The organism is Virgibacillus salarius (genome assembly GCF_039521925.1).
Lineage (GTDB): Bacteria > Bacillota > Bacilli > Bacillales > Amphibacillaceae > Virgibacillus > Virgibacillus salarius.
Map to the genome: position 1 here is coordinate 1 of NZ_BAAACY010000064.1, position 16,323 is coordinate 16,323.

Consider the following 16,323-nt stretch of genomic DNA (forward strand, 5'->3'; position numbering starts at 1 on the left):
CCGAACGCAATCCAGCCAATCAGCTGCATAGTATAAACTCTAACTTTTGGGGGTAACCACCTAATTAGTTAAAATTAATTATCGTTCGTTTTTGATGAAAATTATAATTTAGCACCTGAAATAGGCGAGACTCCGGCGGGAACAGCACGCGTCCGAAGATCCGCTTGATAACGTGTTTTTCTTTACCAGGTTAGCTGAGGCCGTGCCCACGGAAAGAGCGTATAGTTTCACAGTGCGGCGATGATAATCCTATTGATAACATGATTATTCGTATTTTGAGTAAAGAAGTTGTGTTTTGTCTCAGCTTCCTTAATATCAATTCATATCTATTTCCATATAAATCGTATTCGTTGGAGTCATTACAGCCTGATCACTTGTTAAATCTACGATCGTTTCTTTAAATTCCTCTTCTTGACCAATTTCAACGAAGACTACAAACTCTACTTTGTCTGAATAGTTTATCCCCTCTAATCGATATTTGGAACGACGAATTTCATGTTCTAGCTTCCCTGATTGCGTATAATCAACCGTAACCGAAAAACCTTGCATCCGTTGACGTTTTACTACACCAGTAGTCTTAATCGCTTGTGAAGTAGTACTTCCGTAGGCGCGGATTAAACCACCAGCACCTAATTTTATACCACCAAAATAACGGGTAACAACCACAACCGTATCCTTTAGGTGTTGTTTTTTTAATACTTCTAGTATTGGAACACCAGCAGTCCCGCTTGGTTCACCATCGTCGTTTGCCTTTTGAATTTGATCATGTTCACCTACTAGATAGGCTGAGCAATTGTGTGTGGCATCATGATGCTTCTTTTTTATTTCTTGGATAAATGACTGTGCAGCTTCTTCTGTCTCTACACGCTTAACGTAGCCGATAAAACGAGATTTTTGGATGGTTAGCTCATCTCGACCTTCAAGTTTTACTGTTAAATAACTATCTAGCACCTGTGTTCACTCCTCCTATTCAAGCATGATAGAATAAGGGATATAAAAATTAACATACCATAAGAAAAAAGTTTCACAATAAATAATCACTAAGTATGCAAAAAGACCCTATAAAAAATATTAATATGTGCGTATAATTATAACATAGGTTGGTGGATAATGATGGCGCAGAAAATCAGTGATAGAGCATTAGATTATATTATCAATGAAATGATTGAAGTGGTTGAGAACAGCAAAGATGAAATTTTTAACATTAGTGAAGAAGCTAGAAATGAACATGAACATCTCGTTAAGGAATTGAAGGAAACAAAGGTCAAGGTAATGCAACATATCGAAGACGGGGATCAGCTCGAGCAAAAAGTCCGATTTTCTCGACAACGGTTAGCTGAAGTTAGCAAATATTTTGATCGTTATTCTGAAAATGAGATACGAGAAGTGTACGAAATGACACATGCCATGCAAACAAAGCTAGCTGTTCTGCGTCAGGAAGAAAGTGTTTTACGTGAAAAGCGAGACGATCTGGAGCGAAGGTTGATTTCTTTAAATCAGACGATAGAGCGAGCAGAAGGATTGGCTGGGAAAATCTCTGTCGTACTAAATTATTTACATGATGATTTTCGACAAGTGAACGAAATGATTGAAGAAGCAAAGGAAAAACAAGAATTTGGTCTGAAAATTATTGAAGCACAGGAAGAAGAACGAAGAAAGATTTCTAGAGAAATACATGACGGCCCAGCACAAATGCTTGCGAATATCCTCTTGCGTTCTGAATTGGTAGAAAGAAATTTCCGTAAGCAGGATATCGATCAAGGACTTATTGAGATTAAGAGTGTTAGGAAGATGATCCGCTCTTCTTTATATGAAGTACGTAGAATTATATATGACCTTAGACCAATGGCGCTTGATGATTTAGGACTAATACCTACGATAAAAAAATATGTCGCTACTATTTCTGACTATAACGATTTGAAAATTGAGTTTACATCTATGGGAGAAGAAAAGCGATTAAATCAGAAATATGAGATTGCTTTTTTTCGGCTCGTACAGGAAGCGCTACAAAATGCGGTAAAACACGCTGAAGCATCGTTAATTCAGGTTAAGCTTGAAATAGCAAAAAATAATTTAACGATGATTATTAAAGATAATGGAAAGGGATTTGACCCATCCATGAAGCGAGATAAGTCGTTTGGATTAATTGGAATGCGTGAACGCGTAGAGATGCTAGAAGGAAAAATGGATATTAAATCCATGATAGGAAAAGGTACAACTATCTCCATTAAGGTTCCCTATGTACCCTCATAGCGGTATAATAGGTTAAATAGAGTTTTATCTCACCTTACTTAAAATAAAGAGAGAACATAGTTCTATCATAGTAAACTACTAGGGTAAATGAATAGAATAAGATGTAGGAGGAACATAACGATGAACACAGAAAGAAAAATACGTATTGTATTAATTGATGATCATAAGCTATTTCGTGAAGGAGTAAAGAGAATATTAGACTTTGAGCCTTCTTTTGAAGTTGTAGCAGAGGGCGACGATGGATCAATCGCAGCTAAGCTGGTTAAGGAAAATAATCCTGATGTCGTATTAATGGATATAAATATGCCAAATATGAATGGGGTACAGGCAACATCTGATTTAGTTCGTTATTTTCCAAATACAAACGTTATTATTCTATCGATACATGATGACGAAAGCTATGTGACCCATGCTTTAAAAACAGGGGCGCAAGGATACTTACTAAAAGAAATGGATTCAGATGCATTAATTGATGCGATAAAGGTTGTTAGTGACGGTGGTTCCTACCTTCATCCAAAAGTTACACATAATTTAGTTATGGAATATCGGAGACTTGCTAAAGAAAATGCCTCTAATATTTCAGAAAATGGTATTGAATATCGCAAGCCATTACATTTATTAACAAAAAGAGAATGTCAAGTATTACAGCTGTTAGCAGATGGAAAAAGCAACCGTGCAGTAGCAGAAACGCTGTATATTAGTGAAAAAACGGTTAAGAACCATGTTAGTAACATTTTACAGAAAATGAATGTAAATGACCGTACACAAGCTGTTGTTTCAGCGATACGAAAAGGTTGGGTTGAAGTAGTCTAGCCATTCACATGATGTTCTGCTACATTTCCTTTTTAATATATGATAGATGTTTACTCTGATACTACGTAAGAAGGTATCAGAGTTATTTTTTTATCGTATATTTTTGCTTGCTAATACGAAGTCCTGTATATTATAATTCATTCGCTCTATGAATATGAATCCATTTGGTGATAGTTTCCGGCATAGTATCTGTATCAGCTTTAAAGGAACCATAGAAATGCTCCAATTACCTTCGTTTTAACTTGAAGTATGCACGTGCTTTTTTCACTTTACTGATGCATTTTTTAATAGGTTCATGTAAAATAAATGAGTGTAATATAACATTAGTGCTAGTTAACGTGCAGCAGTTAGTAGCGACGTTTTTTTGTGAATAGAGTATGGAAACAGGGCAGATGACAGAAACTATTGAAACGCTATTTTTTAGCTACGAAATATATAAAATAGAATTAATACCAATGTCGGATTTATCCCGCATATAACTGGCAGTAAGATCCGCACTTTAAGCAATAAAGTGAAACCAATATGGGTAAGTGTGGAACAACTGCCAGTAAATGTCCGATTGGTTTAAGGGCCTTTAGGTCATACCCTTGTGGTACTAACCATCCGTGGGGAAAAACAAAACCCCCACGGATGGAAGTTTCACTTTATCCCGCATATAACTGGCAGTAAGATCCGCACTTTAAGCAATAAAGTGAAACGAATATGGGTAAGTGTGGAACAACTGCCAGTAAATGTCCGATTGGTTTAAGGGCCTTTAGGTCATACCCTTGTGGTACTAACCATCCGTGGGGAAAAACAAAACCCCCCACGGATGGAAGGTTCACTTTATATAACAGTTACTACAAACACATGAAAATTATTCAAATAGTACTAATTTGATGACCGTAAAACATTAGTAAAGAGGAGAAGGTGTCATGAAAATCGCTGTAATGACAGATAGTACAGCTTACATAACCAAAGATGTTCGTGAAGAAAAACAGATACATATGGTTCCTTTAAGCGTTCAGTTTGAAGAAGCATCCTTTCAAGAAGAAATAGATATTACAACCGATCAATTTTACGAGAAATTAAGAGAGGTAAAGGAACTTCCAAAAACATCACAGCCATCTATAGGGTTAATCACGTCCAAATTAGAAGAATTAGCCAAGGATTATGATGCGGTCATATCTATTCATCTTTCTAGTGGTATTAGTGGTACGTATCAAGCAGTTGCAAGTGCAGGAGAAATGGTTGAAGGTATAGAAGTGTATCCCTATGACTCTGAAATAAGCTGTATGGCACAGGGGTTTTATGTATTAGAGGCAGTTGAAATGATACAAGAAGGTAAACAACCAACGAAAATTATGGAACGCCTTGATGAAATAAAGTCATCACTACGGGCCTATTTCATGGTAGATGACCTAAGTAATTTACAACGTGGTGGAAGGTTAAATGGTGCCCAAGCAATCGTAGGGAGCTTATTACAGGTTAAGCCAATCTTACATTTTGTTAATAAAATAATTGTTCCTTTTGAAAAAATCCGTACAAAGAAAAAAGCAATTAATCGGATCCTAGGATTATTGGATGAGGATGCAGGTGAAGGCAAGCAATTAAAAGTTGTTTTTATCCATGCAAACGCTGAATCAGATGCCATTGCGTTGCAAAAAAGCTTTTTGGAGAAGTATCCAGAGATGGATACTTCGATTAGCTACTTTGGTCCTGTTATTGGAACACACCTCGGTGAAGGTGCACTCGGTGTAGGCTGGTATAAGAAATAAGCTTCAACTTATGGAGCTGCCTAATATGCAGCTCCTGTCTACTCATTGGAAGGATAGCTCTATCGTAAAGCCTCAATTTCTCCATAAAAACTATCATTCATTTTTTACTGAATTACCCTCTACCACTTCTTTATCCTCGCATATAACTGGCAGTAAGCCCCCACCTTAAGCAATAAAGTGAACCACTATGGATAAGAGTGGGATCAACTGCCAGTAAATGTCCGATTGGTTCACCTAACAATCCAAAACCCCCCCACGGATTGAAGCTTCACTTTATCTATAATTAGATAACCATACTTTTTAGAGAAAGGAAGTGATTTTATTTGCAGCAAATGAAGGCTCTCCATTTAGATACCATCGCCTTATTACTCTCCGGAAAGTTACTATTAAGAAAAGAGATACCTCTAGATGATAGACAATTTCACACACTCCTAAATCATCGCCTTATTACTCCAGTACCATCAATAGTACGTGAGCGTTTTACTTGGAAATGCCAGCGTTGTGGTAATCGACATAGATTTTTATTTTCTAGCCTTGATAAAGCTTCTATCTATTGTAGAAAATGTATTGAGATGGGAAAAGTTATTAAATCTGAATGCCTTTATATATGGAGTGGAGCCATACCAACTTGGAAAAAATATGAAGCTGCTTGTTCTTGGAACGGAGAATTAACACTTGCGCAGGCTAAAGCAGCAGAACGCATTGTACAGACTATACAGAAACGGGAAAGCACCTTGCTCATTTGGGCTGTTTGTGGAGCTGGAAAAACTGAGATGCTTTTTCCAGGAATGGAGGAAGCTCTCCGGTATGGAATGAGAATTTGTATAGCAACCCCCCGAACAGATGTTGTTCTAGAATTAAAACCTCGTATTAAAAAAGCATTTTCAACTGTACCTATAGATGCATTATATGGGGGGAGTAAAGTTAAATTAGCAACTGCTCAAGTGGTTATCTGTACTACTCATCAGCTCTTACGTTTTCAACATGCCTTTGACTTAATAATTATCGATGAAATTGATGCATTCCCTTATCATAAGGATCCATCCCTTGCTTTTGCCGCTAAGCGAGCAAAGAAGCTAAACAGCACTACCATCTATTTAACCGCTACACCCAGATTGAAATTCCGATTACAAATGGCAACAAAGCAATTGTCGTATACTTTTGTCCCAATAAGATTTCATGGATATCCACTACCAATTCCAAAATTAAAACTATGTAGATCATTAAGAAAAAACCTTCAATATTCAACTCCACCACCAGCACTACTTCACTGGATACAACAGAGGGAAAATAAAGGTAGACAGCTACTCATTTTTTTACCAACGGTAGAAATCATGAGAAAATTTGAAAAATCGCTTACGACGTTTTTTCTAAAGCATGGGATTATTATAATGCCCTCGGCATTAAGTTGCGTACATGCTCAAGATGAAGATAGGAATTGGAAGATCAAACAATTTCGTGAAAAAGAAATCCAAGTATTATTGACAACTACTATTTTAGAACGTGGTGTTACGTTTCCAGCTGTTGATGTTGCTGTGCTTGATGCAGGACATGAAGTATTCGATGAAGCGGCCCTTGTCCAAATCGCAGGGCGGGCTGGAAGAAGTTTTGATGATCCTACCGGTGAAATTATTTTCTTTCATGACGGTAAAACAATAGCTATGATCAAAGCAGTTGAAATGATAAAAGAAATGAATAAACAGGGAGGGTTTTAAAAAATTGTATTGTTTATGGTGCTCCGAACCAATCATACAGCAGCTGACCTGGCAAAATTTCTTTTTTCCAGATATAAAAAAACTATGTGTGTATTGTGACTCACTGTTAGAAAAAATTGATGGGGATCGTTGCCACAAATGTAGTCGACAATGTGATCAAGCAATATGCTTCGATTGCCAAAGGTGGGAAAAGGAGAAGGAACGTGATACACTCTTTTTTAATTATTCTATTTTTCAATATAATATATTTATGCAAGAACTTATTGCGAAATGGAAATATCGTGGAGACGTTGAACTGGGCAATATATTCCGCGACGCAGTGAGAAAGGGGTTTACTCCTACATTTGCTGCCATGAAAAAACATGCGATAGCCGTACCTATTCCATTAAGCAAAGATAGGGAAAAAGAGCGTGGTTTTAATCAAGCAAAAATTTTAGCAGATTTTCTACCAATTAAATCTGAACTCGTATTGCATCGTATGGAAGGTGAAAAGCAATCGAAAAAATCGAGAAAAGAAAGAATTCAGTCGATAAATCCATTTACCATTACTAAAAGTATTAACAAACCAGTCATACTTGTCGATGATATATATACAACCGGAACGACGCTAAGACATGCAGGAAAAGTGCTAAAGGAGAATGGTTGTCCGGAGGTTTTTGGTTTTACCTTAATTAGGGGTTAAAGTACGAAAAAATATATATGTAAATGAAAAGAGGGAATTTTCAATGGCTGAATTGGCAAATTGTTCTCGTTGTGACAACTTATTTGTAAAAGGAGTTCGTGATATTTGTCAAAATTGCTACAAACGGGAGGAAGAGGCATTTCAAAAGGTTTATCAATTTTTACGACAGCGCAAGAATCGAGAGGCGACATTAAGTGAAATTGTTCAACAAACAGGAGTTGATGAAGAGCTAATCATCAAGTTTGTGAAGGAAAAAAGGCTTCGACCCACCGAATTTCCGAACGTGGGATATCCGTGTGAAAAATGTGGGGAAGTCATTACATCAGGAAAACTATGTCAACGTTGTTCAGAGAAATTAAAACAAGAGCTACAGCGATATGAGGAACATGAGCAGCGGATGAAACAAGAACAAAAAAAAGACAAGGTTAAAACATACTATATGTTTGATAAATAATATTTTTCCTTAAACTTTCCGGTATAACAACCGATATTAATAATGATAAAATGGATACCGGTTATAGCTTTCAAAAGAGGTGAGTGGAAGTGAAAATTAATGGATTGAATCAACCTAATTATAATCCGTATAAACAACAAATAAACAAACAAGTGGAAGTAAAACACGATATGAAAAAAGATCAAATTGAAATTTCTAATCAGGCAAAGCAATTACAGGAAGACGAAAAACCGAATCCTGCTCGTTCAGCACGTGTTGAGAAATTAAAAGAAGCGGTTGAAGCGGGAGAATATAAACTGAATTATGACAAAACAGCTGAAAAAATGATTGATTTTTGGTCAGGAAAATAAAGCACTACCAAATGTAGTAAAAAGGTATGGGCAGGGAGAATGATGATTGAATCGAGCATTTATCTGTTACGAAGAGAATTCACTGCCTACTAATCTGTCAAAAAATAAATGAAGTTCTGAATAGGGAGGATTGTCATTGACTTTGCAAAAAATAAAAGAAGCCATGGATGTATTGGTTGACCTTCACCATAAGCTGATTGAGCTTTCAGAACTAAAAACTGATCTATTAAAAAAAGGATCTTTAGAGGAACTACAGGGATTGTTAGTTAAAGAAAGGAAGCTTATTCGGAAAACGGAACAAGCAGAAGCGGACCGAATTCAGGCTGTAAATTCATGGTTTCAAGCTATGGATGTAGCCAGTGAAGATAAAACAATATCCACCATACTTGAAATTGCTAAAGATGGTCATGAGAAAAACGAGTTAGCGACAGTGACAACAGTATTAACACAGGCGATTACGAAATTAAAACAGCTAGAGCAGCTTAATCACGCTTTAATAAATCAGTCTATGCAATTTGTACAACTATCACTGGATGTTATGAGTCCAACCATACGCAATATTAATTACGGAAATAAGAATGAAAAAAACACGGATACAGCAAAACGTTCCGTATTTGACTCGAAAGCGTAAACGAATTCGTTAGGAGGTAGCACATGAGTACATTTCACGGATTAGAAATGGCAAAACAGGCACTTTTTGCTCAACAATCTGCACTTTATACAACAGGCCACAATATATCAAATGCAAATACAGAGGGATATACAAGACAACGGGTTAATTTTGAGACCATGAACCCGTATCCTTCAGGTTCTAGAAATAGACCTCAAATACCAGGGCAAATGGGGACTGGCGTACAGGCAGGATCTGTTCAGCGTGTTCGTGATCAATTTTTAGATTATCAATACCGTGCTGAGAGTAGTAAATCTGGCTATTGGGCAGCAAGAGCAGATGCACTAAGTCGTATGGAAGGAGTTTTAAATGAGCCTTCAGATAGTGGACTCTCTCATACGATTGATCAGTTCTGGAATGGCTTACAAGATTTAGCTGTCAATCCAGATAACTCAGGTGCTAGATCAGTAGTAGCTAACCGTGGTCTTGCAGTAGCTGAGACATTCAATTATCTATCCGAATCATTATCATCGATTCGCTCTGATTTGAAGAACCAGATTGATACATCTGTAAAAGAAACAAACGCATTATTAAGGCAAATTCATAATATTAACGAACAAATTAAAGAGCTTGAGCCACATGGTTACTTACCAAATGACTTATACGATGAAAGAGATCGTTTAATTGATGAGCTTTCTAATAAAATGAATATTAAAGTTACTTACTCCAAAAGTGGCGAAGGCTCTCCAGAAATTGCTGATGGTATGGCAACGATAGAAGTTGTAAATGAAAAAGGGGAACCATTTAACCCAAGTGTTGTGTTAGTCAATGGTCAAACTGGTCAAGAGCAAGTAAATGAAATAGAGGTAACATATGGTAATGATTCTTATGCTGCCGTGAGTGGAATTTCAGTCAATGGTCAGCAATTAGATGTAATGAATACGAATGGCTCACTAAAAGGATTCATAGATTCATATGGTCATGATTTTGATGGTGATGGGGATGTAACTGGTACATATACCGACATGCTAGCTGATCTTGATAAACTAGCTAATACGTTAAAAGAAGAATTTAATAAGGTTCACCATAACGGAAAAGCGCTTGATGGGTCTGATGGAATTGACTTCTTTGTGTTTAAAGATGGAAAAGATGGAGCGGCAGGAATTACGGTCAATAAAGACATTTTGGATGACCCAGATTTAATTGCTGCAAGTACAAATGATACGGATGGAGAAGGTGCAAATGCACTGAATTTAGCTGAAGTATTTAATAATAAGAATTTGAATGGAAACCCATTGGGAGAGAGTACTTCGATCAACAGTTTCTATCAGTCATTAATTGGCGAAATGGGTGTTAAAGCTCAAGAGGCAAATCGAATGACGAACAACACAGCCATTCTTCGTTCTCAAGTGGAAGATCAACGTATGGCGGTGAGTAGTGTTTCGTTAGATGAAGAAATGTCAAATATGATTAGGTTTCAGCACGCTTATAATGCTGCAGCAAGAAGCATGACTACAATGGACGAGATGTTAGACAAAATCATAAATAGTATGGGACTTGTTGGAAGGTAGGGGAAAATAATGCGAATTACGCAAAGTATGCTTTCAAATAATATGCTCCGTAATTTATCAAATAGCTATGCGAAGCTTGATCAATATATGGATCAGGTAAGTACAGGGAAAAAAATAAATCGCCCTTCTGATAATCCAGTAATAGCGATGAAAGGGATAAATTTTCGCAGCCAAGTAAATGAAGCTGAGCAATATATGCGAAATACAGGTGAAGTTCATAACTGGATGGACAATTCTGATGCTGCTTTAGATAAAGCAACACAAACAATGCAAAAGTTAAGAGAATTAGCTGTTCAGGCTAGCACTGGTACTTACGATGAAGAAGAACGAGAAAATATAAAAAAAGAGGCTGAACAGTTAAAGGAACATTTAATTAATATAGCCAATACGCAAGTAAATGGGAAGTATATATTTAACGGTACGAATACAACAGAGCCCCCATACGACGCAACAAATGGATTTAATGCTAATACGGATCCAATAAAAATACCGGTTGCAGCTGGTACTGAACTTCAAGCAAACGTAAATGGAGAAGAAGTATTTGGTAACGAACTTTTTGATAAAATAGATACCTTCATAGAAAATCTTGGGAACGATAACCAAGCTGGTATTGGAGCAAGTATTGAAGATCTTGATACTGGTATTAATCAAATAGTTAACGCCCGTGCAGATTTAGGTGCAAGGATGAATCGCTTGGAGCTTGTTGAAAATCGACTAAGTGAACAAGAGATCATTGCAAAGAAAACAATGGCTGAAAATGAAAGTGTAGATTATGAAGAGGCAATAACCAATTTAATTACACAGGAAAGCTTACATCGTGCAGCATTGTCTGCAGGTTCAAGAATTATTCAGCCTTCACTTATTGATTTTCTTCGTTAACATTTTATAAGCCCTGCCCCTTTTGGGTGACAGGGCTTTTGTACATAATGAAAGGAAGTAGTTAGTAATGAAATTTCCTCAGCTACGCATGCATTCACAAATGGCTAAAATTCAAATCGAACAGATTCCTGGCGATCAAACTATTCGACAGCCGAAAGCAGATTTGTCAATACAACAGCCAAGAGCAGAAGTTACCATTACAAAGACTCCTTCCAAGCTGGAAATTGACCAAACTAAAGCTTTTGCTGATATGAACCGTATGTCTATTATAAAAAGGAATGAGCAATTCGCCGAAAAAGGAAAAAGCGCAGTTCTGGAAGGAATGGGACGACGTGCTCAGCAGGGGACGGAATTAATGAAGATAGAACGTGACGGGGATTCCATAGTGAATCAAGCTGTACAAAATTCACAATCCCCACAAAAATCTTTAGGGATAGCCTTTATTCCTTCCCTTTTTTCTGTAAAAGTCAATTATCAACCATCAAAGGTACATATTGATGTAAAAACCAATAAACCGATCATTGAAGCAAAACAGAATAAAGTGGAGCACCACTATAAACAGGGAGAAGTAGCGGTAAGTATGAAGCAGTACCAGGATTTAACCATTGAAGTTGTTAATCTTTATGCTTAGGAGAGGGGAAGTAATATGCGTATTGAAACGAAGTACTTTGGAGAGGTAGCTATAGAATCAACAAGTGTTCTTGACTTTCCATCAGGAATACCAGGATTTAATCATGAAACACAATTTGTTTTGCTTGATTTTCCCGATAATCCATTATTTCAAATTCTTCAGTCTACTACTAGTAAAGAAACTGCTTTTATTGTAGTAAACCCTTATCATCTTTATGAAGAATATACGTTGAATTTGGATGAAAGTATAATAGAGATACTTCAATTATCTAGTGAAGAGGAAGTAGTTGTCCTTTCGATTGTTACATTAAAAGCACCTTTTACTTCTAGTACCATTAATTTAAAAGCACCAATCATTATAAATTCTGTTAAGAATAAAGGAAAGCAATTAATTATAAATACAGATGAATATCCGACAAGAGCACCGATTTCACCAAAGCACTCTTCGAAAGTGAAAGGGGAATAAAAGATGCTTGTATTAACTCGCAAAGTAAATGAGTCCATCCAAATAGGGGAAGATATTGAAGTTAAAGTACTCGCTGTTGATGGAGATCAAATAAAAATTGGAATTGGTGCTCCAAAATCAATCGATATTTATCGCAAAGAGCTTTATTTAGACATAAAAGAAGAAAATAATCAGGCTGCTAACATCTCTAATGAGTTAGTACAATTATTAAAAAATAAGTAGTTGTTTCACTCTATTTAATAAATTTTGCTAATGTACCGATATAAAAAGAAAAGAAAAGGGTTGGAAGTAATATGGGCATGCGGTTAGATCAAATAGTGACCGGATCACATCCACGGCTTCATGATCAGAGTAACAACCAAGTAAGAATGTCGGAAAGATCCGAAGGTAACAAAGGGTACAGCTCACAACAAAATCAAACAGAGGAAGTAATAGGTAAGCAATTAGAGACAGCTATTTCTAAGCTGAATAACTTCATTGAGCCATTGCGAACAGATTTACGATTTAAGTACCATGAAAAATTAAATGAGTACTATGTCACTGTTGTGAATCCATTAACAGATGAAATTATAAAAGAGATACCTCCTAAGAAGATGCTAGATATGTATGCTGAAATGGCTGAATTCATGGGAATATTAATCGATGAGAAAATATAGGACATATTTTAAAAGGAGAGATAATGATGCGTATTGGCGGATTGGCTAGTGGAATGGATATTGATTCACTCGTAAACAAACTAATGAGTGCTGAACGAATACCATTAGATAAAATGGAACAAGAAAGAACGACGCTTGAATGGAAAAGAGATGCATTTCGAGAAATTAATAAGAAATTAACCGAGCTGGATAACCTCATGTACGATATGAAAATGAGTTATACGTATAATTCGAAATCAGTAAGCTCATCGATAGACGATGCCGTTACAGCAACAGCTACACCGAGTACATCTAATGGAACTTATCAAGTCAAAGTAAGTCAGTTGGCTAGCTCTGCAATTAATGTAAGTTCAGGAGAACTTGCGATTGATCCAACAGAGGAATTAGACGCTTCCTATCATGGAACCAAGGTTGAATTTTCCACATTTGATGAAAATGGTGATGAACAGAAGTACTCCTATACGATAAAGGAAGGAGATACACTGAATGATGTACTGAAGCGTATATCGAATGATGATAATAATGTTCGAATGTTTTATGACAATCAATCGAATAAAGTGATTATGGAGACAACTAGAACAGGTGATTACAATCAAGGAACAGCCCCTGATGGTGCTGAGATTCAATTTGCTAATGGATCATTTTTACAATCTGTACTAAAAATGGATGTAGCGAATGAAAAAGGCGGAGAAAATGCTAAGTTTGAGTATAATAACAGTGGATTAGTAATGGAATCTAAAACCAATTCTTATTCTTTGAACGGAATTGACTTTGAATTTAAAAATACTACGGATGGTAAAAACGCTAAATTAACTGTCACCAATGACGTAGAAGCTTCCTATGAAGCTATTATGAAGTTTGTAGATAAATACAATGAAGTGGTCGAGGCGCTAAATTCTTCTCAACAAGAGGAAAAATTCAGAGATTACCAACCGTTAACAGATGAACAAAAGAAAGAAATGTCTGATAAAGAAATCGAACTGTGGGAAGAACGAGCAAAAAGTGGATTGCTTCGTGGAGAATCTACTATTTCAGGAGGATTATTTAATTTAAGGCAGAGCTGGTACTCCAAGGTTGAAACAGGCGGAGAATATACTTCTTTGACACAAATAGGAATTGAAACATCCAAGAATTACTTAGATGGTGGTAAGCTAGTCGTAGACCCAAAAGAATTGAGGAAAGCACTTCAAGATAATCCAGCAGATGTGAAAAAGCTATTTACTAACAACGATGAAGGTGCATCACGTGGATTGGTAAATCGTTTAGAAGATGCATTAAGTTCAACAATGTCTAAGATTGGTGAAAAAGCTGGTGGCGGTACAGATACATTAGAAAACTATACATTAGGAAAAAGAATGAAAGATCTGGATAAAAGAATATCAGCTTTTGAGGATCGTTTGGTTAAAGTAGAAACACGTTACTGGAATCAATTCACAGCTATGGAAAAGGCAATTTCACGGATGAATCAGCAGTCAGCACAGCTAATGTCGCAGTTTGGCGCTTAAATGTAAAATGTAAGTTAAGGAGTGAACCAAATGTCACCGAATAAGCAACATCAAGCATATAAAAATAATGCTGTCAATACAGCCTCTGGTGCGGAACTAACTTTAATGTTATACAATGGATGTATTAAATTTATAAAACAAGCAATGAAGGATTTGGATAGTAAAAACTATGAAGCCAAAAATACGAATATACAAAAGGCACAAAAAATAATTCAAGAATTAATGATCACTTTAGATCCAAAAATTGAAATATCTAATCAATTCTTGCCACTTTATGAGTATATGTTATTTCAGTTAAAGGAAGCGAATATAAAAAATGATACATCCTTATTAGAAGAAGTACTTGGTTATACTATCGAATTCCGAGATACATGGAAACAAGTTATATTAGAGACGCGCAAAAAACAATATGCACAAGGTGCTCATGTCTAATGAATCGATTAACTCCTTTATATGAAACTACAATAAAACTAAAAGAAGTATTAGAGCAAAAAATCGATGCAAAGGATCGTGAATCTGTCATATCACAAATAAATTCCCTGATTGAAAAAAGGGGAGAACAGATGAAAGCATTGACTCCACCCTATTCAGATATGGAGAAGGAAACGGGACGAGCATTAGTGGATTTAAATGATGGGATTCAACATAAGATGCAGCAACTATTTCATGAGTTAAAGCTAGAAATGAAGCAAATAAAGAAACAAAAACAATCCAATAGAAAGTATAGTGATCCGTATAAAAATGTTCAGTCCAAAGATGGTATGTTTTTGGATAGTAAAAATTAAGTATATTTTCCCCGCATATAACTGGCAGTAAGCCCCTACCTCAAGCAATGAAGAAAAACCAATATGGTGAAGTGAGGGATCAACTGCCAGTAAATGTCCGATTGGTTCGGGCCTACATGGAAGTAGGTCACAAAGGCGTTGCCACAGGACGTGGCGAATGAAGCCTTTGTACGTATTTCTTTCAGTAAAAAGCGGATGGAAGCTTCACTTTATAGAATAGTGAATAGGAAAAAGAGAAAATTTCTACAACTGTAGTTATTTTCTCTTTTTAAGATTTATTTACATTTCTAACTATGTTGAGAAATAAGTATGAAGTAGTTGTAAATTTTTCAAGGAAATTGTAAACCGTCAATTCTAGCAATAGCAAGGCATAGACCAATATTCCCCCTGTTTTATTTGCTGTTTGAATAGTTTAGAAAGGAATTTCCTTGGGAAACGTTGTATAATATATATATAAGCTGAAAGGAGGACACTTTAATGAAATTTAACATTCGTGGTGAAAATCTTGAGGTGACAGGATCAATAAGAGATTATGTGGAGAAGAAAATAAGTAAACTAGAAAGATATTTTGATACACCACCAACATCTGAGGTACATGTTAATTTAAGTGTCTATAATGATGAGCAGAGAATAGAGGTTACTATCCCAATGACCAATCTGTTACTACGCGGAGAGGTTCAACACGTAGATCTTTACGCTGCCATCGATTTAGTTGTCGATAAGCTTGAAAGACAAATCCGAAAGCATAAAACGAAAGTAAATCGTAAATTTAAACAAAACGGTGCAGCGAAACATGTGTTTGCTGAATTAGAAAAAGAAGCAGCAAGTGTTGCTTTAGAAGAAGAATCTGATGAAATTGAAATTGTAAGAACGAAACGATTTGACTTGAAACCAATGGATTCTGAAGAAGCTGTTCTGCAAATGGACATGTTAGGACATGCATTCTATGTTTTTGAAAATGCAACAAATGGAGATACAAATGTTGTTTACCGTCGTAATGATGGGAAATATGGATTAATTGAACCGAATGCATAAAACCGAATCGAAAATATAAAAGATGTTATCGAAAAATACAATTAACCGAAAAGCCCACGGAGGGATATAAATTTTCTTCGTGGGCTTTTTCGTAGTCTTGGGAATTATAAAGATAAATCTGGGTGTGTTGAGCCTCGTCCTGCTTCAGTACCCGGAACTAGG

General features: G+C 36.2%; 19 protein-coding genes. 18 read left to right on the forward strand and 1 reads right to left on the reverse strand.

The genetic code is table 11. From position 1 onward, the window contains the following. Positions 1–315: 315 nt before the first annotated feature. Positions 316–951 carry a YigZ family protein gene (locus ABDZ84_RS08930; protein ID WP_026682034.1) on the reverse strand — a complete coding sequence of 212 codons (636 nt, stop codon included), beginning with the start codon at positions 949–951 and terminating at the stop codon, positions 316–318. A gap of 162 nt (positions 952–1,113) precedes the next feature. On the opposite strand from ABDZ84_RS08930, the gene ABDZ84_RS08935 reads away from it, so the two are divergent. The 18 genes from ABDZ84_RS08935 to hpf all read left to right on the forward strand — a co-directional run bounded on the left by ABDZ84_RS08935 (position 1,114) and on the right by hpf (position 16,161). Next, positions 1,114–2,253: a sensor histidine kinase gene (locus ABDZ84_RS08935; protein ID WP_026682033.1), complete on the forward strand. Its 1,140-nt coding sequence runs from the start codon at positions 1,114–1,116 to the stop codon at positions 2,251–2,253. Between the two features lie 120 nt (positions 2,254–2,373). Next, positions 2,374–3,066, forward strand: coding sequence for a response regulator (locus ABDZ84_RS08940; RefSeq protein WP_026682032.1), 693 nt, complete (start codon positions 2,374–2,376; stop codon positions 3,064–3,066). A 914-nt stretch (positions 3,067–3,980) separates the two neighbouring features. After that, complete coding sequence (locus tag ABDZ84_RS08945) at positions 3,981–4,823, forward strand: DegV family protein (protein WP_026682031.1); 843 nt, start codon at positions 3,981–3,983, stop codon at positions 4,821–4,823. Positions 4,824–5,155: 332 nt separating this feature from the next. Further along, on the forward strand, positions 5,156–6,538 hold the full coding sequence (locus ABDZ84_RS08950) for an ATP-dependent helicase ComFA (protein WP_034679324.1): 1,383 nt from the start codon (positions 5,156–5,158) through the stop codon (positions 6,536–6,538). A gap of 4 nt (positions 6,539–6,542) precedes the next feature. After that, entirely contained in the window at positions 6,543–7,220 is a 678-nt protein-coding gene (locus ABDZ84_RS08955; RefSeq protein ID WP_343781162.1) for a ComF family protein, read from the forward strand. Positions 7,221–7,263: 43 nt separating this feature from the next. Then, positions 7,264–7,674 (forward strand): TIGR03826 family flagellar region protein, encoded by a 411-nt coding sequence (locus tag ABDZ84_RS08960; protein WP_026682028.1) that lies wholly within the window; start codon positions 7,264–7,266, stop codon positions 7,672–7,674. Between the two features lie 89 nt (positions 7,675–7,763). Further along, on the forward strand, positions 7,764–8,024 hold the full coding sequence (gene flgM, locus ABDZ84_RS08965; protein WP_343781165.1) for a flagellar biosynthesis anti-sigma factor FlgM: 261 nt from the start codon (positions 7,764–7,766) through the stop codon (positions 8,022–8,024). A gap of 136 nt (positions 8,025–8,160) precedes the next feature. After that, positions 8,161–8,655 (forward strand): flagellar protein FlgN, encoded by a 495-nt coding sequence (locus ABDZ84_RS08970; RefSeq protein ID WP_026682026.1) that lies wholly within the window; start codon positions 8,161–8,163, stop codon positions 8,653–8,655. Between the two features lie 23 nt (positions 8,656–8,678). Then, positions 8,679–10,205 carry a flagellar hook-associated protein FlgK gene (gene flgK / locus ABDZ84_RS08975; protein ID WP_026682025.1) on the forward strand — a complete coding sequence of 509 codons (1,527 nt, stop codon included), beginning with the start codon at positions 8,679–8,681 and terminating at the stop codon, positions 10,203–10,205. A gap of 9 nt (positions 10,206–10,214) precedes the next feature. Beyond that, on the forward strand, positions 10,215–11,084 hold the full coding sequence (gene flgL / locus ABDZ84_RS08980) for a flagellar hook-associated protein FlgL (RefSeq protein ID WP_026682024.1): 870 nt from the start codon (positions 10,215–10,217) through the stop codon (positions 11,082–11,084). 67 nt (positions 11,085–11,151) lie between these two features. Beyond that, positions 11,152–11,715: a DUF6470 family protein gene (locus ABDZ84_RS08985; protein WP_026682023.1), complete on the forward strand. Its 564-nt coding sequence runs from the start codon at positions 11,152–11,154 to the stop codon at positions 11,713–11,715. A 15-nt stretch (positions 11,716–11,730) separates the two neighbouring features. Beyond that, entirely contained in the window at positions 11,731–12,180 is a 450-nt protein-coding gene (fliW, locus tag ABDZ84_RS08990) for a flagellar assembly protein FliW (RefSeq protein WP_121605681.1), read from the forward strand. Between the two features lie 3 nt (positions 12,181–12,183). Next, positions 12,184–12,402: a carbon storage regulator CsrA gene (gene csrA / locus ABDZ84_RS08995; protein ID WP_026682021.1), complete on the forward strand. Its 219-nt coding sequence runs from the start codon at positions 12,184–12,186 to the stop codon at positions 12,400–12,402. A gap of 71 nt (positions 12,403–12,473) precedes the next feature. Beyond that, on the forward strand, positions 12,474–12,836 hold the full coding sequence (gene flaG, locus ABDZ84_RS09000; RefSeq protein ID WP_226983542.1) for a flagellar protein FlaG: 363 nt from the start codon (positions 12,474–12,476) through the stop codon (positions 12,834–12,836). Between the two features lie 26 nt (positions 12,837–12,862). Beyond that, a complete protein-coding gene (locus ABDZ84_RS09005; protein ID WP_205388817.1) occupies positions 12,863–14,341 on the forward strand; it encodes a flagellar hook-associated protein 2 in 1,479 nt (492 codons plus the stop codon). A gap of 30 nt (positions 14,342–14,371) precedes the next feature. Then, entirely contained in the window at positions 14,372–14,773 is a 402-nt protein-coding gene (fliS, locus tag ABDZ84_RS09010) for a flagellar export chaperone FliS (protein ID WP_026682018.1), read from the forward strand. After that, entirely contained in the window at positions 14,773–15,126 is a 354-nt protein-coding gene (gene fliT / locus ABDZ84_RS09015; RefSeq protein ID WP_026682017.1) for a flagellar protein FliT, read from the forward strand. The genes fliS and fliT overlap by 1 nt, the downstream gene beginning before the upstream one ends. A 477-nt stretch (positions 15,127–15,603) precedes the next feature. Beyond that, on the forward strand, positions 15,604–16,161 hold the full coding sequence (gene hpf, locus ABDZ84_RS09020; RefSeq protein ID WP_121605679.1) for a ribosome hibernation-promoting factor, HPF/YfiA family: 558 nt from the start codon (positions 15,604–15,606) through the stop codon (positions 16,159–16,161). Positions 16,162–16,323: the final 162 nt, after the last annotated feature.